The organism is Mesorhizobium sp. B4-1-4 (assembly GCF_006439395.2).
Classification (GTDB): Bacteria; Pseudomonadota; Alphaproteobacteria; order Rhizobiales; family Rhizobiaceae; genus Mesorhizobium.
The window spans coordinates 2,744,045-2,766,769 of record NZ_CP083950.1 but is presented as its reverse complement, the minus strand read 5'-3'; the positions used below and the strand labels follow the sequence as shown (position 1 = coordinate 2,766,769).

Annotated in this window: 27 protein-coding genes; 17 read left to right on the top strand and 10 right to left on the bottom strand. The window is 64.1% G+C overall.

Features of this window, described 5'->3' with window-relative positions:
* The first annotated feature begins 193 nt into the window (after positions 1-193).
* The 8 genes from FJW03_RS30040 (at position 194) to FJW03_RS13390 (ending at position 4,588) form a co-directional block, all read left to right on the top strand.
* The gene (locus FJW03_RS30040; RefSeq protein WP_264296523.1) at positions 194-316 is read left to right on the top strand and encodes a hypothetical protein; all 123 of its coding nucleotides are present in this window, start codon (positions 194-196) and stop codon (positions 314-316) included.
* A 28-nt stretch (positions 317-344) separates the two neighbouring features.
* Positions 345-1,316, top strand: a complete 972-nt coding sequence (locus FJW03_RS13420; protein ID WP_140766121.1) for an MBL fold metallo-hydrolase — start codon at positions 345-347, stop codon at positions 1,314-1,316.
* 87 nt (positions 1,317-1,403) lie between these two features.
* A complete protein-coding gene (locus FJW03_RS13415) occupies positions 1,404-1,883 on the top strand; it encodes a tetratricopeptide repeat protein (protein WP_140766120.1) in 480 nt (159 codons plus the stop codon).
* 326 nt (positions 1,884-2,209) lie between these two features.
* A complete protein-coding gene (locus FJW03_RS13410; RefSeq protein ID WP_140766119.1) occupies positions 2,210-2,716 on the top strand; it encodes a DoxX family protein in 507 nt (168 codons plus the stop codon).
* A 129-nt stretch (positions 2,717-2,845) separates the two neighbouring features.
* On the top strand, positions 2,846-3,448 hold the full coding sequence (locus FJW03_RS13405; protein ID WP_140766118.1) for a BA14K family protein: 603 nt from the start codon (positions 2,846-2,848) through the stop codon (positions 3,446-3,448).
* Between the two features lie 100 nt (positions 3,449-3,548).
* Positions 3,549-3,878: a DUF2934 domain-containing protein gene (locus FJW03_RS13400; RefSeq protein ID WP_140694612.1), complete on the top strand. Its 330-nt coding sequence runs from the start codon at positions 3,549-3,551 to the stop codon at positions 3,876-3,878.
* A gap of 219 nt (positions 3,879-4,097) precedes the next feature.
* On the top strand, positions 4,098-4,382 hold the full coding sequence (locus tag FJW03_RS13395; RefSeq protein WP_140611503.1) for a PRC-barrel domain containing protein: 285 nt from the start codon (positions 4,098-4,100) through the stop codon (positions 4,380-4,382).
* A gap of 56 nt (positions 4,383-4,438) precedes the next feature.
* Positions 4,439-4,588, top strand: coding sequence for a hypothetical protein (locus tag FJW03_RS13390; protein WP_010910556.1), 150 nt, complete (start codon positions 4,439-4,441; stop codon positions 4,586-4,588).
* A 174-nt stretch (positions 4,589-4,762) separates the two neighbouring features.
* Here the strand turns inward: FJW03_RS13390 and FJW03_RS13385 are convergent, their stop codons facing one another.
* The 7 genes from FJW03_RS13385 to FJW03_RS13355 all read right to left on the bottom strand — a co-directional run bounded on the left by FJW03_RS13385 (position 4,763) and on the right by FJW03_RS13355 (position 13,922).
* Positions 4,763-5,857, bottom strand: a complete 1,095-nt coding sequence (locus tag FJW03_RS13385; protein WP_226890650.1) for a patatin-like phospholipase family protein — start codon at positions 5,855-5,857, stop codon at positions 4,763-4,765.
* Positions 5,858-5,975: 118 nt separating this feature from the next.
* On the bottom strand, positions 5,976-6,572 hold the full coding sequence (locus FJW03_RS13380; RefSeq protein WP_140766116.1) for a hypothetical protein: 597 nt from the start codon (positions 6,570-6,572) through the stop codon (positions 5,976-5,978).
* An 11-nt stretch (positions 6,573-6,583) separates the two neighbouring features.
* Positions 6,584-9,688, bottom strand: coding sequence for an efflux RND transporter permease subunit (locus FJW03_RS13375; RefSeq protein ID WP_319022912.1), 3,105 nt, complete (start codon positions 9,686-9,688; stop codon positions 6,584-6,586).
* Positions 9,688-10,770: an efflux RND transporter periplasmic adaptor subunit gene (locus FJW03_RS13370; RefSeq protein ID WP_140766114.1), complete on the bottom strand. Its 1,083-nt coding sequence runs from the start codon at positions 10,768-10,770 to the stop codon at positions 9,688-9,690. The genes FJW03_RS13375 and FJW03_RS13370 overlap by 1 nt, the downstream gene beginning before the upstream one ends.
* 284 nt (positions 10,771-11,054) lie before the next feature.
* Positions 11,055-11,825 (bottom strand): 3-hydroxybutyrate dehydrogenase, encoded by a 771-nt coding sequence (locus FJW03_RS13365; protein ID WP_226890692.1) that lies wholly within the window; start codon positions 11,823-11,825, stop codon positions 11,055-11,057.
* A gap of 43 nt (positions 11,826-11,868) precedes the next feature.
* Complete coding sequence (locus FJW03_RS13360) at positions 11,869-12,654, bottom strand: acetoacetate decarboxylase (protein WP_140766112.1); 786 nt, start codon at positions 12,652-12,654, stop codon at positions 11,869-11,871.
* A 104-nt stretch (positions 12,655-12,758) separates the two neighbouring features.
* A complete protein-coding gene (locus tag FJW03_RS13355; protein ID WP_140766111.1) occupies positions 12,759-13,922 on the bottom strand; it encodes a patatin-like phospholipase family protein in 1,164 nt (387 codons plus the stop codon).
* A 162-nt stretch (positions 13,923-14,084) separates the two neighbouring features.
* On the opposite strand from FJW03_RS13355, the gene FJW03_RS13350 reads away from it, so the two are divergent.
* From FJW03_RS13350 to minE, 4 genes are all read left to right on the top strand, one after another.
* On the top strand, positions 14,085-14,708 hold the full coding sequence (locus tag FJW03_RS13350) for a TetR/AcrR family transcriptional regulator (RefSeq protein WP_140766110.1): 624 nt from the start codon (positions 14,085-14,087) through the stop codon (positions 14,706-14,708).
* A 227-nt stretch (positions 14,709-14,935) separates the two neighbouring features.
* Positions 14,936-15,877 carry a septum site-determining protein MinC gene (gene minC / locus FJW03_RS13345; RefSeq protein ID WP_140766109.1) on the top strand — a complete coding sequence of 314 codons (942 nt, stop codon included), beginning with the start codon at positions 14,936-14,938 and terminating at the stop codon, positions 15,875-15,877.
* 123 nt (positions 15,878-16,000) lie between these two features.
* A complete protein-coding gene (gene minD / locus FJW03_RS13340; protein ID WP_140612060.1) occupies positions 16,001-16,816 on the top strand; it encodes a septum site-determining protein MinD in 816 nt (271 codons plus the stop codon).
* Positions 16,813-17,085: a cell division topological specificity factor MinE gene (gene minE / locus FJW03_RS13335; RefSeq protein WP_140612058.1), complete on the top strand. Its 273-nt coding sequence runs from the start codon at positions 16,813-16,815 to the stop codon at positions 17,083-17,085. Before minD ends, minE begins: the two co-directional genes overlap by 4 nt.
* A gap of 87 nt (positions 17,086-17,172) precedes the next feature.
* Here minE and FJW03_RS13330 read toward each other — a convergent pair whose 3' ends face one another.
* The 3 genes from FJW03_RS13330 to FJW03_RS13320 all read right to left on the bottom strand — a co-directional run bounded on the left by FJW03_RS13330 (position 17,173) and on the right by FJW03_RS13320 (position 19,862).
* A complete protein-coding gene (locus tag FJW03_RS13330) occupies positions 17,173-17,775 on the bottom strand; it encodes a sulfotransferase family protein (protein ID WP_140766108.1) in 603 nt (200 codons plus the stop codon).
* Positions 17,776-17,898: 123 nt separating this feature from the next.
* The gene (locus FJW03_RS13325; RefSeq protein WP_140766107.1) at positions 17,899-19,140 is read right to left on the bottom strand and encodes an ATP-binding protein; all 1,242 of its coding nucleotides are present in this window, start codon (positions 19,138-19,140) and stop codon (positions 17,899-17,901) included.
* The gene (locus FJW03_RS13320; RefSeq protein ID WP_140766106.1) at positions 19,137-19,862 is read right to left on the bottom strand and encodes a response regulator; all 726 of its coding nucleotides are present in this window, start codon (positions 19,860-19,862) and stop codon (positions 19,137-19,139) included. The genes FJW03_RS13325 and FJW03_RS13320 overlap by 4 nt, the downstream gene beginning before the upstream one ends.
* 210 nt (positions 19,863-20,072) lie before the next feature.
* Here FJW03_RS13320 and FJW03_RS13315 point away from each other — a divergent pair, with 210 nt between their 5' ends.
* From FJW03_RS13315 to FJW03_RS13295, 5 genes are all read left to right on the top strand, one after another.
* On the top strand, positions 20,073-20,789 hold the full coding sequence (locus FJW03_RS13315) for a hypothetical protein (protein WP_140766105.1): 717 nt from the start codon (positions 20,073-20,075) through the stop codon (positions 20,787-20,789).
* A gap of 118 nt (positions 20,790-20,907) precedes the next feature.
* Positions 20,908-21,132 (top strand): hypothetical protein, encoded by a 225-nt coding sequence (locus tag FJW03_RS13310; protein ID WP_140766104.1) that lies wholly within the window; start codon positions 20,908-20,910, stop codon positions 21,130-21,132.
* 22 nt (positions 21,133-21,154) lie between these two features.
* A complete protein-coding gene (locus FJW03_RS13305) occupies positions 21,155-21,310 on the top strand; it encodes a hypothetical protein (protein ID WP_181173303.1) in 156 nt (51 codons plus the stop codon).
* Positions 21,307-21,468, top strand: coding sequence for a hypothetical protein (locus FJW03_RS13300; RefSeq protein ID WP_181173302.1), 162 nt, complete (start codon positions 21,307-21,309; stop codon positions 21,466-21,468). The genes FJW03_RS13305 and FJW03_RS13300 overlap by 4 nt, the downstream gene beginning before the upstream one ends.
* A complete protein-coding gene (locus FJW03_RS13295) occupies positions 21,452-22,723 on the top strand; it encodes an efflux RND transporter periplasmic adaptor subunit (RefSeq protein ID WP_140766103.1) in 1,272 nt (423 codons plus the stop codon). Before FJW03_RS13300 ends, FJW03_RS13295 begins: the two co-directional genes overlap by 17 nt.
* The last annotated feature ends 2 nt before the right edge of the window (positions 22,724-22,725 follow it).

Here is a 22,725-nt window from a genome sequence, read left to right as displayed (position 1 = left end):
TTTTTCCGAACTGTTGAATATTGTTTCTGGATTGTGTCTGGGCGCCCTCTCCGCATGGCCGCTGCCACCAGATTCCAGCCTTCCAAAAAAATCTCGCCGCAGCCGGGAATAAAGCGCGGTCTTGCCGGGTCCTCCCTACAGCGGGGCCATTTCAGCGGCCCGCGTCGAGGAAACGGGACAAGGAACTTACCGAATGACCAAGCTCGCTCTCAGCGTGGCTGCGATGCTGCTTGCCTCGAGTTCGGCCTTTGCCGGCAGCGCCCATGGCGCGCAATCAGCGGCGGAGGGCAGGGGCCTCCGCCATTTCCATCCGTGACAGCCACCACTCACCAGAGGAGATCCCAATGTTCAGCATGACACGCCGCACAGTGCTTCAGTCCGCCGCCGCCGCTGCCGCCTTCGGCCTTGCCGGCAAGCTTGAATTCATTCGCCCCGCTTTCGCCGAAACGCTGGTGGAACCCAGCGTCGGCTTCTACAAATACACGGTCGGCGACATAGAGGTCACCGCCGTCTATGACGGCATCTGGCGCAAGCCGCACGATCCGGCCTTCATCAAGGGTGTCTCGGTCGACGACACCAAGGCGGCGCTCGCCAAGGCGGGGCTGACCACCGACTTCATGCCCATTCCGCTCACCGTCGTGGTGCTGAAGATGGGCGGCCGGCTGATCATGATGGATGCCGGCTCGGGCGTCGGCCAGTGGCAGACCAACGCCACGCATCTGCCGGCCAACATGGCCGCCGCCGGCATCGACTACAAGGCGATCGACACCATCATGATCTCGCATTTCCACCCCGACCATGTCTGGGGCCTGATGGAGAAGGGCACCAACACGCCGGTGTTCCCCAATGCCGAGCTGATCGTCAACGCCACCGAATACAATTGGTGGACCGACCCCAGCCGGCTGGCGAAACTGCCGGAAGGCCGCAAGCCGGCCGGCAAGCGCATCGCCGAAAACTTCCCCAAATGGAAGAACTGGAAGTTGGTCGAGGACGGCGCCGAGGTCGCGCCCGGTATCCAGATCATCGCGGCACCCGGCCATACGCCCGGCCATTCGGTGTACCTCGCCAATTCCGGCAAGGAGCAGTGCATGGTCTCGGCCGACACCATGTATGTGCCGGCGCTTCTCGCGCCGCATCCGGAGTGGCAGGGCAGCTACGACCAGGATGGGCCGACCGCCATCACCACGCGTCACAAGATCATCGACCGGGTGATCGCGGACAACATCCGCGTCTGCGGTTCGCACTTCCCGTTCCCGGGCACCGGCACCTTCGTCAAGGACGGCGGTGCCTATGGCTTCACCCCGGTTCAAATTTGAGACCGTTTGGAAACCCTATTCTGGTGGCGCCAGAGCGAATTTCGAAACGGTCGAGCAACGCTAGCCTCAATCAAAGCGAGAAAGACAATGAAACAGTCTCTTTTGGGCAGAAACGCCCTGTTCGGCCTGCTCGGCGCGATTGCCGTGCTGACCGTCGTTCCCGTCGCCACGATCATGCCGGCCTATGCGGTGGATGACGTAGAAGGCGCCGATGCGCCGGACCTCACCGCCGTCAAGGCCAAGATCGACGCCAAGGACTACAAGGGCGCGCTGGCCGACCTGCGCGATCTCGCGCAGGACAATCAGCAGGCCGATGTCTACAATCTGCTCGGCTTCACGCTGCGCAAGACCGGCGACACCAAGACGGCGCTGACCTACTACGGCAAGGCGCTGGAGCTGAAGCCCGACCACAAGGCCGCCCGCGAATATCTGGGCGAGCTCTATGTCGAAACCGGCGACATGGACAAGGCCAGGGAGCAACTGGCATCGCTGCAAAAACTGTGCCCCGCCGGCTGCGACGAGCTTTCCGACCTGCAGAAGGCCATCGACACCAAGGTGACGAAATAGCAGCGGCCTTTCTCTCCCCTCGCGGGACCACTTGCGGGAAGGGATAGGGGTGGGGGTACTCGTAGGGCGAAAGCCTTGGCCCATATGCGATTGCCCTGCCCAAGGACGTGGGGAGAAGGTGGCCGCGAAGCGGCCGGATAAGGAGGCCTTGGCGCCGACGCCAGTCCCCACAAAAAGTTTGGGCGCTCGTGGCTGGCGCCCATTGCCGGAGCCGGCATCCTCTCCCTCGCGCCGGCTCCGGCCCTTTCGCCGAATGCCGGGCGGGCGCCGTTTCCGCGTGTCCGGCAGGGCGCGGCGCCCGCTGTTACCCAAAATGGAGGTTGACCATGATACCGACCGAACCCGCCGCGAGGCTGCACCGCCTCGTCACCAAGCTGTACCTGGGGGACGCGGCCCTGCTCGCCGGCCGGTTGCTGCTTGCCCTCATCTTCCTGCATGAGGGCGCCACGCTGGCCACCCATTTCGACGCCGCCGCAAAGGCGATGGCAGCGCTTGGCGTCGGCCTGCCGCTGTTCATTGCCACCATCGCGCTGCAACTCGGGGCAGGGCTCTCTATCGCATCCGGCCTGCTGACGCGGCTGGGGGCCATCGGACTCGGCCTGTTCTGCCTGGCCACGGCCACGCTGTTCCACGCCAACTTCGCCAGCCGGAACGAGCTGCTGCATTTCGAAAAGGACCTGGCGATATCAGGCGGCATGTTCGTGCTGGCCATCGCCGGCGCCGGCAAAATTTCGCTGGACTGTCTGCTGGCCCTCTATCTAGGGCAGCGGCAGCGCGACAAGGACATGGTGGCGGCATTGCTGGCGCCCCGACGTCATCAAGGGCCAGGATAGTTGCTTCGGATTGCCAGTTGCCGAAGTCGGCGCTGCCCCTCACCCGCCTGCCGGCGTTTGCAGCACGCACTTTGCTGGAACCAGCCTTGATGCTCCGCATTTTATGAGCGAGGGCTTACGGAGGGTGACGTGAAAGCGATTTTTGGACTGGTCTGCGGCTTCGTCTTGACTCTTGCCGTTTTCGGCAGCGGGCTGGGCTTCGCCGCCTGGCTGCTTGCCGCCAAAGCCCCGCATGAGGCAAGGCCGACCGTCAGCGTGTCGGAGCTGTGGACAAGAAACGCGCGGCCGGTGGACAAGGCGGCGCAAAATCTCGAACGCGTGCCGGCCGACCAGCCCGCGCCGACTGACCTGGCCCCCAAAGAGCCGGCGCCCGACCCGACCGTGACAAGCGCGGTTCCGCCGGTGGCGGCCGAAAGGCAGGCCGCGCTGCCGCCGTCGCATGTCCAATGGTGCGCCAGCCACTACCGCTCGTACAATCCGGACGACAACAGCTACATGTCCTACAGCGGGCGGCAGCGCACCTGCAGCTCGCCCTACCTCGATGCCGGCGACCAGTCCGCGCAGCCTTCGGCCGAAGTCAGCTATGTCGAGGCGGGCGGCGCCGGTTCGGCCGCCGCGGCGGAACCTTCCGCCGACCATGTCGATAGCTGTTTCAGCCGCTACCGCTCCTACCGGCCGGAGGACAACAGCTACCAGCCATATTCGGGCGGGCCGAGACGGCAATGCGAGTAGCGGGCCCGATGGCGATGAAAGGCGCCGGCGCCTTCACGCAGATTTTTTGGATCGTTCGCCTCGGCGCGGCGTTCATTCCCCACACGGTGGAGGAAGTGATATGAGCGACGACAGGAACGACAGGATCCGCGAGCGCGCCTACCAGATCTGGCAGCGCGAAGGCGGCGTGCATGGCGACCACGAGCGGCACTGGCACCAGGCCGAGATGGAGATCGACAGGGAGGCCGCGCTGCCGCTGACGGCCGACGACGCATTGCCTCAGACCCGCGAGATCGCCAGCTCGGACGTGCTGGCGGTGGAGGATCTCGCCATGCGAACCGGCATATCGGGCGACGAGGCGCAGGCACTGCTCGACCGCCTGGGCAGCGACCGCGCCGCGATCGAACAGGCCGCGCGCAACCTGGAGGCGAAGAAGCGCGCCGGATCCTGACGCCCTGTTTTCACGCAATTCCGGGCGGACAGGCGCCGCGCACGGTTCCCCGAATTGCTGAAGCCGGCCATGAAAGCGCGGTGCTGCCGGGCAGCCAGGCTGACGGGCGAAGGCTGCCTGGACGGCGTCATCGACATAGGCGACAGCTCCTTCACTTGCATCGGAACCCTTGGCCGCCTCGGAGGTTCACCCTGTCCCCCAACCAAGGAGATTGAAGTCATGGACCACACAAACCACGTCAGGCTGAGCCCGGCCGAACTGACCCCGGACACGCTCGAAGGCGCCACCATCTACGGGCCCCGCGACGAGAAGATCGGCTCGGTCGACCATCTGCACGGCAGCCAGGTCGTCATCGACGTCGGCGGCTTCCTCGGCATCGGCGCCAAGCCGGTCGCCGTCGCCGCCAGCGAACTCGATTTCATGCGCGACGAGGACGGCGACGTCCACGCCGTGACCAACTGGACCAAGGACCAGCTGAAAGCCATGCCCGAGCACCGCGACTGACAATCTGAAGGCCCGGCGACGACCGGGCCGTTCGTCTTTTCGAAGAGGAGAGACCGATGATCAGGAAACTCAAGGACGGAAAATACCGGCTCTATTCACGCAAGAAGGATGAAAAGACGGGCAAGCGGCGGAACCTGGGCACGTTCGACACGCGCGAGGCGGCGGAGAAGCATGAGAAGGAGGTGCAGTATTTTAAGCGGCATTGAGGGAAATTGCCGAAGCGGCAGCAACGCGCCTCATCCACGACATTGAACGTCCCGTATGGCGTCCGGTAAGCCGCCGTTCGCCTCGCATAACAGCTAGTGGCAAGGTTCAGGCCGACCTTCCGGAACGAGCGGAACGACCAGCGGGGTACCGCCGGACCACCGGCTCGAACCAGCTCATCTCGAAAAACGAGGCGGCACGTTTTTCCATGGCACGCCATCCCGGCCCATTTCATAGCCTTTTTCGAACAGAGCCCGCATGAACTTGTTCTCGAACGGGGTTTTCGGCTCATCGGTGAAGTCGGCCGGAACGTCTATGAAGTTGTAGGCGATGCCGTCGCGCCTGGCGATGGCGTAAAGCCTGTAAAGATCGCCGATCCCTTGCGTCTTGATGAGGGACGAGACCGCCTTCTCCGCGATGTCGGGCAGTGTGGCCTTCACGATCCCCGGCACCGGCGTCGTTCGGCCATTGCGGATGATATAGAGGCGCGCCTTGACCCGGGCGTGGAACGTCCGATCGAGTTCGCGCATGCTCAAGCCGGCGGGCATTAGAAAGACCTGGTTGCTGGTGCCGCCATCGACGTGCATTTCGTGATACGTTTTGCCGGAGGCGGTCACTTGCAGCTCGACGGGAGGGAATATCCCTGGAATGGCGGTCGAGGCCAGCATGACTTGCTTGAAGAGCTTCAGCCGGTCCGGACGACGGCTCGCCGCGATAGCGCCCATGTCCCAGATCACTGGCCGATCCGCATCGAGATTGGTCGTCCCAATGAAGAGCCTCCGTCCCTTGCCGGATTCTGCGGCGATCTGATCGAGCATGTCCTCGGTAACTTCTTCGTCGAGCATTTTGGCAAGGGGAGCGTTGCTGGTGATCGAGGCGCTCGACAGCACGCCGATGAAGCTATGCTCGGTGTAGATGTTGGCGTCCTTGATCGTTGTGAAGGCAAGCTTCAGGCGATCGTCATAAGCCGGGCCAAGGAACGCGAAGGGCGCGATCAGCGATCCGGTGCTGATGCCGGTGACAATGTCGAACCTTGGCCTGGTGCCGGCTTTGGTCCAGCCCGCCAGGATTCCGGCGCCGAAGGCACCGCTGCTGCCGCCGCCCGAAATGGTAAGCGCGTCGAGCTCTCGCAGCTTGATGGAAGAGTCGGCCTTTGCCGCTTTGATTCTCTCGTCGCGGAACGCGACGAGACGATCGGGCGGGAAACTTTCGTCGGAATCGCCCCAGACGCGTATGTCCCGGGGATAGCCGCTCACTTCGGCGGCAGCCATGCGTTCTATAGGCACGCCATCGCGTGGAAAGGCGGCGATGCAGCCTGTGAGTTGAATTGCACATAGGCAAAGCAGGATGATCCTCAGCATAGCTATCGGGGCCTGACGTGGTTTCTTTTCAAGCTAAGGCGAAGCTGCGAAAAAGCTGTTCGCCTCCGAGCACGGCGAAGGAGACGACGGTCATCAGCAGGGCGCGGTGGAAACGCGCCTGTTTGATCTCCCTTACGCGTGAGGTTTTCAGCAACTCAGCAGCTATCACCGAGGTCCAATCGGATTGCAGGGCCAAGTGGACCAGGTCGCGCACACCGGCGAAGAATCCGGGATCCACATAGTAGATGGGCGGGACGGCGCAGGCACCGGCCACTTTGCGGTTGAGTTCCTTGTTAGCCCGCCTGCGGCTCGGATAGAGCACTTGCCCGAACTGCACGATCGGCATGATCACGATCCCCCAGACGGCCACGTAAAACAGCGGCCCGAGCGGGGCATGCGACGGCAGCAGGTCGCCGAAGCGCAGGATCAGGTTGAGGGCGAGGATGTAGCCCACGCCCACGATCTGCGCCTTGGTGTCGTAGGAACGCGCCACCGACTGCGCCTCCTGCAGCGCTGCGGCCAGCATCTTGTCGACATATTCGCGCGTCGTCCCGTCGGGTTCCGCGCACCTGGCGGCATCGGTCGTGAGAAAGCGGTCAAGGAGAGTGGGGCGTGTTTCCAGCATGGCTGCCTCCTTTATCGATCCGACAAGGCCAGGATCGGGATTGCGTCGGCGCTGGGCTCGGGCGCCGCCAACGGCTCGTCGCTTTCCCGGATTCCGTTCACCATCACATAAAGGGCTGGCAGGAAAACCAGCGTCAGCATGGTGGCGACGGCGAGCCCGCCGACGATGGCGTAGGCCATCGGCCCCCAGAAGACGTCGTGCATGATCGGGATCATGCCGAGGATCGCCGCGGCCGCGGTGAGCATGATCGGCCGGAACCGGTGGACGGTGGCATCGATCACCGCCTTCCACGGCTCGACCCCCTGGGCCCGCTCATGCTCGATCTGGTGCACCAGGATCACCGAGTTGCGGATGATCATGCCGGCGAGCGCAATGATGCCGAGCGTCGCGATGAAGCCCATCGGCGTACTGGTGGTCAGCAGCGCGATGGCAACTCCGATGAGCCCGAGAGGCGCCACGCTGATAACCATGGCGACCTGCCGGAAACTGCCGAGTTGGACCATCAGCACCGTAAGCATCAGGGTGATCATCAGCGGGAACTGAGCCAGCAGGGCAGCGTTGCTGAGCGCGGTCTTTTCCACCGTGCCGCCGGTCTCGATCGACGTTTCCGCCGGCATCGACTTGGAAAGCGCCTCCAGCGCGGCGGCAACGTGCTGGTGGATGAAGGCCGGCTGCAGTCCCGGCAGCGGCTCTGCCTGGACTGTGATCGTGGGCAGGCGCCGGCGCCTCCAGACATATCCTTCATCGAGGTCGTATTTGAAATCGGCGAGCTCCCGCAACGGAACGGATGCGCCCGTCGGCGTGGTGATCTGAAGGTGGCGCAGGGCTTCGATGCTGGAGCGTTCATCGTTCTGGGCACGTGCGACCACGTCGATCAGGTAGATGGAATCGCGCAGTTGCGTGACCGTCGAGCCGTTGAGCACGCGGTTGAGCGCCTGGGAAAGCTGTTCGGAGCTAAGCCCCGCCTGCCGGACGCGGTCCTGGTCGACGACGATGCGCAACGTCTTGTTCTTCTCGCCCCAGTCGAAGTTGACGGTTTGCACGAGGCCGGAAGCCCGCAGGATATCGGCCACCTGCTCGCCATATTTCCTGGCGTCGTCGGGAGTAGGCGCGCTCACCCGGTATTGCACGGGCCAGCCGACCGGCGGCCCCAGTTCCAGGCGCGAAATGCGCGCGGTCACGTCCGGAAATTTGTCGGCGAACAGCGCCTGCAGTTTGGCCTGCACACGATCGCGCGCCTGAAGGTCCTTGGCCACGACCACGGTCTCGGCCATGAAGTCGTTGTCGAGCTGCACATCCAGGGGCAGATAGAACCGGATGGCGCCACCGCCGACATAGGAGGAGAAGTGGTCGATGTCGGCGTCACCCGCAAGCGCCTTCTCCAGCCGTTTGGTTTGGGTCTCGGTAGCGATGATGGAGGCATTCTTGGGCAGCGTCATCGTCACCAGCAGTTCAGGCCGGTTGGAGGCCGGGAAGAACTGCTGCTGGACGAAGCCCATGCCGTAGAGCGAGAGGCCAAAGGCAACGAGGGATGCGGCGATGGTGAGAAAACGGTGCCGCATGGCGAACGCCAGCAGGCGTCGGAACAGCCGCATGAATGGCCCTGGCTCCGCCGCCCCATGCGCTTTCATGTGCTTGGGCAAGAGCGTCAGCCCGAGCACCGGCGCGAAGAGGACGGCCACGAACCATGACGCGATGAGCGCCACGCCTATGACGGCGAACAGCGAGAAGGTGTATTGCCCGGTATTGTTGTTCGCGAACCCGATCGGCAGGAAGCCGAGCAGCGTGATCAGCGTCCCCGTCAGCATCGGGAAGGCGGTGGACGTATAGGCGAAGGTCGCTGCCTTGATCTTCGGCATGCCTTCTTCGATCTTGGAGATCATCATCTCGATCGTGATCATGGCGTCGTCGACCAGAAGGCCGAGAGCGATGATCAGCGCACCGAGCGAAATGCGCTGCAGGCTGATTCCCGCCGCTTCCATGAACGCGAAGACGATGGCGAGGACAAGCGGGATGGACAGGGCGACCACCAGGCCGGCGCGCAGGCCGAGGCTGAGGAAGCTCACGACGAGCACGATGGCGACTGCTTCGAGGAGAGCCTTGGTGAATTCGCCAATCGCCTCACGTACGACCTCGGGCTGGTCCGATACCAGATTGAGCTCGATGCCGACCGGGAAGCGCTGTTTCAGCCGCTCCGCCACCGCGTGCAGTCCCTTGCCGAAGTCGAGATTGTTGCCGCCGTCGCGCATGTTGATGCCGATGCCGATGGCCGGCTTGCCGTTGACGCGAAACATCTTGCTGGGCGGATCGCTATAGCCGCGCTGCACCTCGGCGATGTCCGAGAGCTTGTAGAAGCGCCCGTTCACGGAAAAATTGAGCTTGGCTATGTCGCCGGGTGCCAACAAGGAGCCGGTCATGTCGACCAGCATGTTCTCGCTGGGCGTGTTGATGATTCCGGAAGGCACGACGGCATTCTGGTGGGCGATCGCCGTCAGCACGTCATCGAGGCTGAGCTTCAGGTTGGCGAGCTTCTGCGGTGAGAAATTCAGATAGACCTTTTCGTCCTGGTCGCCATAGATGTCGACCTTGCCTACGTCGGGAGCACGCAGGAATTCGGCCCGCGCGGTCTCGGCGAAATCACGTGCCTGACGCGGGCTGAAACCGTCATAGCTTATGCCGTAGATGGAGCCGAAGACGTCGCCGAACTCGTCATTGAAGAACGGCCCGACCACGCCTTGCGGCAGGGTCTGACTTATGTCGCTGACCTTCTTGCGGACCTGATACCAGATGCCGTCGAGGTCGCGTTTCTTGGTGGACTCCTTCAGGTAGACGAAAATCGTCGCCTGGCCCGGCTTGGTGTAGCTTTTGAGGTAGTCGAGGTTCGGAGTTTCCTCGAGCTTCTTCTCGATCCGGTCCGTCACCTGCTGCATCGTGTCAGCCGCGGTGGCCCCGGGCCAGTTTGCCTGGACCACCATGGTCTGCACCGTGAAATCCGGGTCTTCCTGACGACCGAGACGCTCGTAGGAGGTGATACCAGCCGCCACGCAGACGAGCATCAGGAAGACGACGATCGAGCGGTTGTGAACGGCCCATTCGGAAAGGTTGAAGCTGGCCATCACTCGACCTCCGCATTGGGCTTGACCACTTCGCCGTCAGCCAGCGAGTTCACGCCGGCGACCACCACCTTGTCGCCCGCGGACAGTCCCTCGCTCACGGTGACGGAATTTGCATCGAACTGCAGCAGTTGGACCTTGCGACGCTCGACCTTGTCGTCTTTGCCGACCACCCAAACTTGCGGCTCGTTTCCCGACTGCAGCAGCGCGCTCGGGGGAAGTGTCGCAACCATGTGACCCTGGTCGCTTTCGACCCGACCGACGACGATTGCTCCCAGCCGCATTTGCGGGGGCGGAGCAGGCATGGCAACCTTCACCTGATAGGTGCCCGTGGCGCTGTCGGCCTCGGGCGAAATCTCGCGGACCGTGCCGGTCACCGCGATTTCAGGGTGGGCCTGAAGCGCAACGTTCACCGGCATGCCAAGGCTTGCCCTGATGACGTCCTCGCTCGCTACGGCAAAGACAGCTTCGCGCTCGTCATTGCGCGAAATCTCGATCACCATCTGTCCGGCGACCACCACCTGGCCCGGGTCTGCCCCGGTCGCGGTCACGATGCCGTCGTCGGGCGCCTTGAGCTCCGTATAGGCGAGCTGGTTCTGGGCGATGCGCAGATTGGCGTCGCTCGCCTGAACTTGCGCCTGCGCGCTGCGCAGTGACTTCAGCGCGTCGTCATACTGCGAATGCGTGGCGAAGCCCTTCCCGAGCAGGAGCCGAAACCTGTCCTCCTGGGCGGCGGCCTGGACGAGCGCGGCCTTGGCCGCGTCGAGGTCCGCCGCCGTGGCGGTCACCTTGTTCTGGTAATCCACCGCGCTCAGTGCGGCGAGCTTCTGGCCCTTCTTGACCGTTGCGCCGGCATCGGCATCACGTGAGACAAGCCGGCCGCCGACCTCGAAGCCTACCTGGCTGACATAGCGCGATTGGATACGGCCGGCGCCTTGCGCCACCAGCATGAACTTGTGAGGCGTTATCACCACCACGCGCGCCGTTCGTGGCGCTGCCGGCGCCTCGGCCTCCTTTTGTGAACAGCCGGCAAGACAAAGGCCGGCGATGCCGGCCAAAAGGGAAAGACGCCACGACAGGCGCATGGAAGCCTCCGCTCGAAAGATCGGGTTGCAGGGAACTGAAAAAGGCGAGCCACGGGCCGAACTGAGTGGCTCATTTCGATTTATACTAGTAAGTCAAATCGACTATATAGTCAATATGAGTTACGCGCAATCATGCCATGCAAAAAGGCCATGGCGAATGGAAGGCCATTCGAAGGAGATGGGAAGCGAGACCCGCCCAGGGCCGCCAAGCCCATCAACTGGCCGACGTCCGCAGCGCTTCACGGCCCCCATGTCTCGTCGCCGGCTCGGTTCCAAAGTCTTGGCTACTGCATGGACCATCCGTGGCTGACCACCAGCGACTGCCCGGTCAGCGCGCTAGACGGGAAGGCCGCCAGAAACAACGCTGCTTCCGCCACGTCCTGAACAGTCGTGAACTCGCCGTCGACGGTCTCCTTCAGCATGATGTTCTTGACGACTTCCGCTTCAGATATCCCGAACGCGCGGGCCTGTTCCGGAATCTGCTTTTCCACCAGCGGCGTGCGAACGAAACCGGGGCAGATCACATTGGCACGAACTCCATGGGCGGCACCCTCCTTCGCTACGACCTTAGCCAGACCGATCAGGCCATGCTTGGCTGTCACATAAGCCGCTTTGAGCGGCGATGCTTCCTTGGAATGTACCGATCCCATGTAGATGATGCTGCCGCTGTTCTGCTTGTACATCTGCCGCAAGGCGGCGCGGGTGGTCAGGAAGGCGCCATCGAGGTGGATGGAAAGGAGTTTCTTCCATTTTGCGAATTCGAATTCGACGAGTGGGCCGACGATCTGGACACCGGCATTGCTGACCAGGACGTCCAACCGGCCGAAGGCCTGGATCGCTTGGCCCATGCCGATTTCGACTTGCTCCTCATCGCCGACGTCCATCGCGACTCCGAGCGCACGTTTGCCCGTGGGATCGATCTCAGCCGCGGTCCTTTGGGCCGCCTGCCGATCGAGATCCGCGATGACCACCATTGCCCCCTCACTGGCAAAGGTGAGTGCAATTTCCCTGCCGATGCCGCTCGCGGCTCCAGTGATCATCACGACCTTGTCCATAAGACGGCCGCCGGGATTCGCAGCCTGCTTCACCGACAACGTTTCATTCAGCGAACGCATGGGTTTTTCCTTTGCCAAACAGTGGCTTCGTGTCGGCAAGATAGTCATGGACGACCGTGCCGAGCGGCAGGGTCAGATCGGCAACGATGTGCATCGCCGATACCACTTCCAGAACCGGCAGCTCTGCCACCGGGGCGAGCGCGTGCGACCAAAGATCGAGCGATGCCGGGCCGTGCCAGGCTTCCTTGAGATCGATGTCTTCCAAACGGTATTCGACCAGTTCACAGATGCGCGGCCTGCCGTCGACATGGGGGATGATCTTAAGCAGGAAATTGGGTCCGCTGAGTGAGGTCCTTACGGATGCGAGTTCGGCAGCCCGATGCTTGTAGCCCATCGTTGCGGTGGCGACGCGGACCGGGCCGTAGTCGAGCGTGCCCACAAGAGTATCGGTCTCCACGCGGAGCGTGGGACTGGCCAGCTTCTTCGGGAAACCCCACAGTTCGCGGCCACCTGCGATCGGCGGGTGATCGTCAAGAAACATGCAATGGGTGTAGCTGCCATGGCGGCCGCGAAAGGAGACAGGAATGACCTGTCCACTTTCCGTGTAGTCGCCAAAGCCCGAAGAGTCGGGCATGCGTATGAACTCGAACTTCACCAACGGGTCGGGCACATCAAGCGGCTCCGGCACAAGCTCGCGCAACTTCCTCGGATCCGTCCGATAGGTGATGATCAGATACTCGCGATTTCGGAAACGATATGGACCGACTGGATAGGCGGGGTTGGTCAGAGGCATGGCAAAGGCCGTTTCCCTGACAGTGTCTTGGTTCATGGCTGGTGTTCCTTGGGTGAAGCGGTCTGCTGGGTTTCAGGAGAAGCCCGTTTGAGCTTGGAGGATTGGAGCACGATCTCGATCGCGCAGCCGCGTCGCGGCCGCTACTCGTGTCCGTCCTCGGCGAGATCGTACGTGCTGACTCCCTCCAGATTGTCCGGTCTGCCCAGTGCCTCTGGCTGACGCAGCGTGCGCACCGCGTCGTGGTAACCGGCTTGCCAATGGTCCTCCATCGACAGCCTGGAGAATTCGTAATCCTTCGAGTGCGTCTCGTACTGTCTGGACCGATAGATCAGGTGAACCAATTTGTAGACCTTGTGGTCGGCAAGAGAGCTCAGCATGGTGGCTTCATCGCTGCCGAGCAGGTCGGCGGGAAGCTTTGCGAGTAAGCCCGCAAGCGCGTGCCGGGACCGCTGCTGCTGCTTGAACTGCTCGGTGTTGGCGCGCGTGCGGCTGGAATACTGGATTTCCTTCTGCCTGGTCGCCACGTCGGCAAGATTGCGAGGAAAATCACCCTGGGCGCTCCATAGGTCCACCTGGAAGGCGAGCGTGTCCTGCCGAGGCCCGTTCTCGGCCACCCATTGCAACGGAGTGTTCGAGATGAGGCCGCCGTCCCAGTAGAATTCCCCCTCGATCTCAATGGCCGGGAAGCCTGGCGGGAGCGAGCCGCTGGCCATCACGTGCTCTGGACGGATCGTATGGGTTTGATTGTCGAAGTAGACGAAATTACCCGTGCACACGTTGACTGCGCCTGCGCTGAAACGCATACCGCCTGCGTTGATCCGGTCAAAGTCGACGAGCCGCTCAAGCGTGCTCTTCAGGTGGGTGGTTTCGTAAAAACTTGTGCCCTCGATTGCTCCACCCGGGCGGAGCCAGGGAGCGGGTTGCCGGAGGCTGAAAAAGCCCGGCGCGCCGGCTATTGCCGCGCAAGCCGCGCTGAACTGATTGAAGATCGCGCGGGACAGGTCGCCTTTGGGAGCCAGCGCATCTGCAGTGCTAGCCCAGTCGAGCAGAGGGTTCGCCGTGATCTCGCGCCAGAACGCACGCAGCTTTGAGACCCGTTCGGAAGGCGCGTTACCGGCAATGATTGCCGCGTTGATGGAACCGATGGACACGCCGGCAACCCAGTCCGGATGAATGTCGGCTTCCGCAAGAGCTTCATAGACTCCCGCTTGGTAGGCCCCGAGCGCGCCTCCACCTTGCAGCACCAGGGCAATGCATTCGAACGGCAGCGGCCTTGATTTGAAGTGCTGGGACTGAACATTCATTGATGCCATTCCTTATTGTCAGATACGCTTGTGTTGCGAACACCGGAGCTCGAGCTGCTGCCCGGCTCGCTGGGCAAGTTTCGGATTGTACAAATGCGTCAAATCGACTATTTGGTCAATATGAAATTTGCGTAATGGTGCAATGCAAAAAAGGCTGGACGGATGGCAAAGGTTGATTTGGCACGCAGAGCGGAGATCGGACGGGAGAAGCGGGAAAGAACACGTACGCTGATCTTGGATGCCGGGATGATGCTGATGGGAGAACGCCCTCGCGAGGCCGTTACGATCGATGCCGTGGTGGAGGCAGCCGGGGTCGCGAAGGGTACCTTCTACTACCATTTCCAGAGCATCGACGAACTGGCCGCGGCTGTAGGGGAGAAACTCGGCGAGAGCTTCGACGCGGTGCTGACGGATGCACGCCTCGCACTGGAGGATCCTCTCAAACGCCTGTCTTTCGCCTTCGCGAAGTTCCTGGAAAAGGCGATTTCGGACCCGAATTGGGCAAGGCTGGTCGTTCAGAGTTCTCAGTCGCGCGCCGAGTATGCGCGTGGTATTCGGGCGAATCTGAAGGCGGATATCACTCAGGCAATAGCCCAGGATCGAATGAGCATACGCGACGCGGAGCTCGCGGTGGACATCGTCACGGGTATATGGCTGCAGGTGACGCGAGGCATTCTCGATCGTGGCCCCCGGCCCGAATTGACGCAACTGACCATCGAGGCAGTGCTTCGGGCGCTCGGTGCATCGCGGTCGGACCAGCAGAACGCCTGGAAACAATGGGCATGACCGCACGGGCGCCACACTGGAAAGGCGACTTTCCAGCCAATCTCCCGAAAGCGGACGTTCCGCTTTTGGCCCAATGAAGACATTCGCGGCGTCATAGGCAGGCATGCGGTACCGGCACTCGGCCGACCTTGAATTCTCTTCCTGGCTGCCAAGTTGATCGCCTCCATTAACCATTTGTTAACCATTCCGCCGGCACCCTTTAACCATTGAGTAAGGATTCGCCAGCCGTGACCTTTGCCGCCCCCCTCGAGGCCAAATCCATTCGTTTCCGCGCCCGCTCCTTCGTCGCGTTCACGCTGACGCCGGAGGCGCCGATTTCTGATTGGCTGGAAGGGCTGGATCACTGGATCGGCAATTCGCCGGGCTATTTTTCCGGGCGGCCGGTGGTGCTCGATCTCAATGTGCTGAAGCCTGCCGTCGAGGACATCGCGCTGCTGGTCGCCGCGCTTGGGGCGCGCGGCATCCGTGTCTATGCCATCGAGATGGAGGGTGCTTCGCTCGGGCCTGACCTGCCGCCGCTGCTGGCCGGCGCCAAGGAGGCGACGGCGGAGGGGCTGCTTGGCCGGGCCGCGCGCAAGGCGCGGGCGGAAGAGCTGGAGGCGGCGGCCGCCGAGGCGCCGGCCCGGGCGGAACCGTCAGGGCAAAATGCGGTCCATGCTGAGGCCTTGCAGGCCTCGAAGGACGAGATGGCGGATCCCGCGCTGGCAAGGCTCGAAGCGGTCCGGATCGAACCGGCCCGGACGGCGGTGGCCCGGACGGAGGCGGCAACAACGGATGCGGCCGGGACCGAGGCTCCAAGGGTGGGGCAGGGTGCTGTCCAGATGCCCCCCGAACCCGCCGCTGGCACGCTGATGATCAAGGCGCCGATCCGTTCCGGACAGTCGGTCTTCCATCCGCACGGCGACGTCATCGTGCTTGGCTCGGTGGCGTCGGGTTCCGAGATCGTCGCCGGCGGCTCGATCCATGTCTACGGCACGCTGCGCGGCCGGGCGATCGCGGGCTCGGAAGGCAATATTTCGGCGCGCATCTTCTGCCGCAAGAACGAGGCGGAGCTGCTCGCGGTCGACGGCTGGTACACCACGGCCGAGGAGATGGAAGGGGTGTCGCGCGGCAAGGCGGTGCAGGCCTTCCTCGAAAACGATGCGCTGTGCGTGTTGCCGCTCGGCTGAGGCCGGCTCCCGAGGCGCAAGCTTCGGGCCGGCTTCGCGTGCGAGTGTCGGCGGTTCTGATCAGGCGCCGTGCTGGCCACGGCGAAACGAAAACATAAAAACGCCAACGGAGGCTGGATTTATATGGGCAAGGTAGTGGTGGTCACTTCGGGCAAGGGGGGCGTCGGCAAGACGACCTCGACGGCCGCACTCGGCGCTGCCGTGGCCAAGACCGGCAAGAAGGTGGCGCTGGTCGATTTCGACGTCGGCCTCAGGAACCTCGACCTCATCATGGGCGCCGAGCGGCGCGTGGTGTTCGACCTCGTCAACGTCATCCAGGGCACCGCCAAGCTGTCGCAGGCGCTGATCCGCGACAAGCGGCTGGAGACGCTCTATCTGCTGCCGGCCTCGCAGACGCGCGACAAGGACGCGCTGACCGAGGAGGGTGTGGCCGAAGTCATCGCCCGACTGCGCCAGGTGTTCGACTATGTGTTCTGCGACAGCCCGGCCGGCATCGAGCGTGGCGCGCAGCTCGCCATGCGCTTCGCCGACGAGGCGGTCATCGTCACAAACCCGGAAGTGTCGTCGGTGCGCGATTCCGACCGCATCATCGGCCTGCTCGACGCCCGCACCATGCGCGCCGAACAGGGCGAGCACATCGCCAAGCACGTGCTGGTCACGCGCTATGACGCGGCGCGCGCGGCGCGCGGCGAGATGCTGTCGATCGACGACGTGCTCGAGATCCTCTCGGTGCCGCTGCTCGGCATCATTCCCGAGAGCCAGGACGTGCTGAGAGCCTCCAACCTCGGCGCGCCGGTGACGCTCTCCGAACCCACCAACGCCGCCGCCAAGGCCTATCTCGAAGCGGCCCGGCGCCTGGAAGGCGAAGACCTGCCGGTGATCGTTCCCTTCGAGCGCAAGGGCTTCCTCGACCGGCTTCTCGGAAGGAGGGCCGCATGAGCATCCTCGACCTCTTCAAGCGGCGCACCAGCGCGCCGGTGGCGCGCGAGCGGCTGCAGGTGCTGCTCGCCTACGAGCGCCGCAGCCGTGGTCAGCCCGATCTCGTTTCGGTTCTGCGCGAAGAGATACTGGCTGTCATCGCCAAGCATGTGCAGATCGACCAGGACTACATCCAGGTCTCGATGGACCGCGGCGAAACCATGTCGACGCTGGAAATCGACATCCAGATCCCCAACAAGAGCGCCGTGCCACTGGCGATGGCGGGGTAAAAACGCCGCGCTTTTTCCTCGCCCCACGCCAGAGGGGGCGAGGAACCCAGATTCGCCGGGGCCCGGCACCGCCGGCATTCGTCCAGATCAGTTCAGCGAAAATCTCGACCTGAAGCTCTCGGTGGCGTTGCGGTTGGGATAATCCTGATCCGGTATCGCAACGCCGAGATGGCTGCACAGCGGTTCCCAGCCATCGCCGAGTGCATGGACCAGCAGCCGCTCCGGTGCAACCCTGGCGTACACCGCACGGACATTGGCCTCGTAACAGGCAATGGCATGCGCCCGATCGCCGGGCCGCCCGCCGAACACCTGCCTGGCGATCAGGGCAACGCCCAGCGATTCCTGATCCACGCTTTGCTTAAGTGCCGCCGCGATCGTTTTTTCGAAACTCTCCCACCAGCTTTCGGCCGAGCGGTAGGTCAGGATCACCCTGGCATCCGGATAGAATTCGATCAGTTCACGCCAGTAGTACGCCGAGGGCCAGTCCAGACAGGAGGCATATCCCGAGAGCAGCTGGTTCCAGTCCGGCGCGGCACCTTGGGCCAGCGCACGCCACATCCGTTTCTGCTCCTCGTTGCCCATCACTTCATGCATGTGATGACAGGGGCCGAAGCCGAGAATGGCCAGCGCCTCGCGCATTGAATCCGTTCCCGTTCGGCCGAAGCCAGTTCCGATTACCTTGATCGACATCTCCGCGCGCTCCCATTCGATCCGCAAGCCGTTGCCGGGAGCATATCAGTCCGCACGCCGAAGATGCACGAGAAGTAGACGCCGGTCGCCATCGGCTTCGGGCGGGGCGAACGGCGCCGACGCTCACGCCGCGGCGAACAGCACCGTCTGTGCCAGTCCGCCGCCCGTGCGGTTCTCCAGCGTGACCGTGCCGCCGTAGCGCTCGATGATTTCCTTGGCGATGGCGAGGCCCAGTCCGGCGCCGGGAATGGATTGCTGGCGGCCGGGGTCGACGCGGAAGAAGGGCTCGAACGCCTTGTTGATGAGGTCGGACGGAATGCCCGGGCCGTTGTCGAAAATAGTCAGGACCGCGCGCCTGTCGGTGATGGCAAGGGTGATGGTGCAGGCCTTGCCGTGGGTGGCGGCGTTGACGATCAGGTTGCGCAGCGCGCGCCGCAGGCCGAGCGCGCCGGCGCGGATCGAGACCTTGTCCAGATGCCCGATCGAGACGGCATGGCCGAGCGAGGCCATTTCGGCTGATATGTCGCGCACCATCTTCTCCAGGTCGATCGGCTCGACGGCATCCTGGTTCACCTCCTCGCGCACCAGGCGGATGGCGCTGTCGGCGATGCGGTCGAGCTCGTCGAGGTCGTGGAGCCATTTGTCGCGCTCCTCGTCGAGGAATTCTGCGCGCAGCCGCATGCGCGTCATCGGCGTGCGCAAATCATGGCCGGCGGCGGCCACCAGCCGCATGCGGCTTTCCATTGATGTCTTCAGCCGCGACGAGAGTTGGTTAAGCGCGTGCGCCGTCGCCTTGACCTCGGCCGAACCGACTTCCGGCACCGCGGCCAGCATGCCGTCGCTGCCGATCTTGGAGACGGCGGCCTCCAGCATTTCCAGCGGCCGGATCAGCACGGCGGTGAAATAGACCGAGACGGCCGTGGCGCCGGCCACGATCAGCGAGATCCAGCCGGCCAGCACCAGCCATTCGCGCCCGGGCGGCTTGAGGTGCGGCACCTGCATGATCGCCCAGCGGCTGTCGGGCAGTTGCACCGATGCGATCTGGCCGGGTTGGTCCGGCTTCGCGCTGATGATGGCCAGCAAGTCGAGGCCGCGGCGGTGCAGGATGTCGTTGAGCATCGCCGTTTCCGCACGATCGACCTTGCCGCCGGCCGGACGCTCGGCGAACTGCACCCTCAGCACGTCCGGAATGGGCCCCGGCAGCAGCCGCGCGACGAGCTCCATCTGCTGGGCGACCCACGGCACGGTCAGCTCTGGCGGCGGCCCGCCGCCGCGCACGCTGAGCACGGCCGCTGTCGCCAGGCCGACGACGCCGACGATCGAGATGACCAGCAGCAGGATAAGGCGGCGGCGCAGCGAATTCACGCCTGCGCCTCCACCGCCTCGACCCGCGCGGTGAGCTGGTAGCCGCCATTGCGAACGGTCTTGAACAGCGGCCCGTCGCCGGCATCGGCGAATTTGCGGCGCAGCCGGCTCATCAGCACGTCGACCGAGCGTTCCAGCGGATCACGCTCGCGCCCTTGCGTGAGATCGAGCAGCTGGTCACGCGACAACAACCTGCCGGGGCGGTCGAGGAAAACCTGCAAGAGATCGAATTCCGCGCCGGTGAGGTCGATAAGCTCGCCTCGGGCATCCGTCACCTTGCGGGTGTCGGGCTCCAGCCGGTAGCTGGCGAAGCGGTAGATGCGCGGGCGGGGGGCTGGCGCTTCCTCGGGCGTTGCGCGCCGCAGCACGGCGCGGATGCGGGCGGTGAGTTCGCGCGGGTTGAAGGGCTTGCCGAGATAGTCGTCGGCGCCGAGTTCCAGGCCGATGATGCGGTCCACATCCTCCTTCAGCGCCGTCAGCAGGATTACCGGGATCTGCGGCTTGCGGTCGCGCAAGGCGCGGCAGATATCGAGCCCCGACCCGTCCGGCAGCATGACGTCGAGCACGACGAGGTCGAACTGGCCGGAGGCCAGCTTCTGCTCGCACTCGCGCCGGTCCGCCGCCACCGAGACGCGGAAACCCTGGCCGTCGAGATAGCGGCCGAGAAGCGTCCTGATCTCGCGGTCGTCGTCAACGACGAGGATGTGGGGATGTGACTGCATGCTCGTGCCCCCTTGCTCGACCGTGATTATAGGAAGAGCGCGCGCCAGCGGCATGGAAAATTGCAACGCAATGTTGCCAGCGGGCCGTTGGAAACATTCGGAAACAAATTGCCCCGTTGCGGAAACCTTCGGCAACATGCCGACGCGAAGCGGACAAACAGCCTTCCTATCGTCATGGCCATCCGATGCATGAGAGAAAGGAACACCGTCATGCGAAGCAGACTTCTTGCGCTCGGCCTGTTTTCCGTCGCCGCTATCCACCCCGCTCTGGCCGCGCAGTCCGATCCCGGCGCGCCCGGTGGGCCGCCAGCCATGGCTATGCAGGATGGGCCTGACCATGGGCCGATGGCCTTGTGCGGCCAGAACGGGCCGGGCCCGCAGGGCTTTGGCCCGCATGGGCCGATGCGGCACGGTCCACGGGGTTGGGGTCCGCAGGGTTGGGGCGGGCAGGGCTTTGGCCCGGAAGGTTTCGGCCCCCGTCGCATGGGACTGCCGCCGGATTTCATGCTGGCGGCCCGGCTGGCAGTGCTGGAGACGCGCGTCGGCATCCGCAGCGAGCAGCTCGACGCGTGGCGCGACTACACCAGCGCGCTGCAGGCGCTGCTTGCGCGTCCCGATCATGGTCCTGGCGGCTCCGAGGCCAAGGGCCCCGATGCGGGTCCGGGCGGCAAGGCCGATCCCTTCGCCTTCCAGGAGAGGCTGGCCGACGACGTCACGGCGCGCGCGGCCTCGGCCGCCAAGCTGAAGGATGCGATCGCCGTGCTGCGCGCCAAGCTTACGCCCGAACAGCTCGAAATCCTCGCTTCGGCGGAACGCCCGCACGGACCACCCCCCGGTCCCCAGGGCGGCCCGCCGGATGACGCAGCCGGCCAAGGCGGCCTGCCCAATGATGACCCGCCGCCGCCCCAGCCCGGGAACGGCGGATAATCCTGGCTGGCTGCGCCGGCCGGCCCGGTGTCCAACCCGTTCTCGGGCCGGCCGGGCTTGTGGGATGGCGGTCCTGTACCGCCATCCCACCCTTCGATACCCCAATGGAAGCACGGTGATGTGGGAAGCCCTGATGATGCTGCGGCTGATCGCTTCGGTCAGCCCGAAATTGTCGCTCGGCCGCGCTGGCCGTCGGGCGGCACCGCCCGGGCGCGGCGTGCCGCTGGCCCTGCCGGCCGATACGCAGAAGGGCGCGATCCGCCTGGACTTCGCGGCCTGGCGCCTGTCGCTGCCCGTCTCGCGGCCACACGGCCACGGACATTATGGCCGTAAGATCGCGTAGGGCGCCCGGCAAGGTGCTTGGCATGTCGTCGATGATCGGCATAATGACATGGATGGGCATCGCGGCCACCAGCTCGAAATTCATCGGGTGTTCTCTGGCCGAGAAGAAGGAGCGCAGCATGAGCCGCTTCGAAGTCTTGTTCGACGCCGGCCGCGTACTGGCGCGGCCTTTGCCATGACATCGGGCGCCATGACATCGGGCGCCGTGACATCGATCGTCGCCACATCGCTCGCCATCGTCGGCGCTCTCGTCGATCCTCTCAACCCCACCTTCGCGGACAGCCAGACGGCGACCGAAACTCCAGGGAAAGTTCCAGGCCATGCCGATCCAGTCTAATCATCCGCGCCGCTTCGCCCCCTGGATGGCGGCGTTTACTGCTGCCCTTCTCCTGGCGGCGTGTTCGCAGGAGCAGGGCAAGACACCCGCCGGCATGGGTGGCGTCGGTAAGCCGGAGGTCGGCGTCGTCACGCTGCATCCGCAGTCGGTCGCGATCACCGCCGAATTGCCGGGACGCACGGCGGCTTCGCTGATCGCCGAGGTGCGGCCGCAAGTGGACGGCATCATCCAGCAGCGCCTGTTCAAGGAAGGCGCCGAGGTGGTGGTGGGACAGCCGCTCTATCTGATCGACCCGGCCAGTTACCAGGCCGCCTATGACAGCGCCGTCGCGGCCCAGCAGAAGGCGGAAGCGGCGGTGCCGACCGCGCAGGCCAAGTTCGACCGCTACGCAGGGCTCTTGAAGCAGAACGTTGTTTCCAAACAGGATTATGACGATGCCGCCGCCACGCTGGCGCAGGCCCAGGCGGATGTGGCTTCGGCCAAGGCCAGCGTGGAGACGGCGCGCATCAGCCTCGATCGCACCTCGATCACCGCGCCCATCGCCGGCCGCATCGACAAGTCCACGCTGACGCCGGGCGCGCTGGTCACCACCAACCAGGCAACCGTGCTGACCACCATCCGTTCGCTCGACCCGATCAATGTCGACGTCACGCAGTCGAGCACCAATCTGCTCAATCTGCGCCAGGCGATCACGGAAGGGCGGCTGAAATTCAGCGGTCCCAATGTCAGCGTCAAGCTGAAGCTCGAGAACGGCACCATCTATGCGCAGACCGGCAAGATGGAATTCGCCGGCGCCAATGTCGACCAGACCACGGGTACTTTCGCGCTCAGGGCCGAGTTCCCCAATCCCGACCGCCTGCTTCTGCCGGGCATGTATGTGCGGGCACTGGTCGAGGAAGGCGTCGCCCAGAACAGCTTCCTGGTGCCGCAGCGCGCCGTCACCCGCAACACCAAGGGCGAGGCGACCGCCATGGTCATCAACGCGCAGGGCAAGGTCGAGACGCGTGTGCTCGCGGTGCGCAACAGCATCGGCAACAACTGGCTGGTGGATTCGGGCGTCGGCGACAACGACCGTGTCATTGTCGAGGGCCTGCAACTGGTGCGGCCCGGCGGCGATGCGACGGGTGTCGAAGTGACGATCGACGAGGCGACCGGCGAGGTCAAGGAGCGCGGGCAGACATCGGCCGCATCCGCCCCATCCAAGGTGGCCAGCGCCGGCCAGCAACCGGCGCCCGCCGCCTCGACCGGAAACTGAGC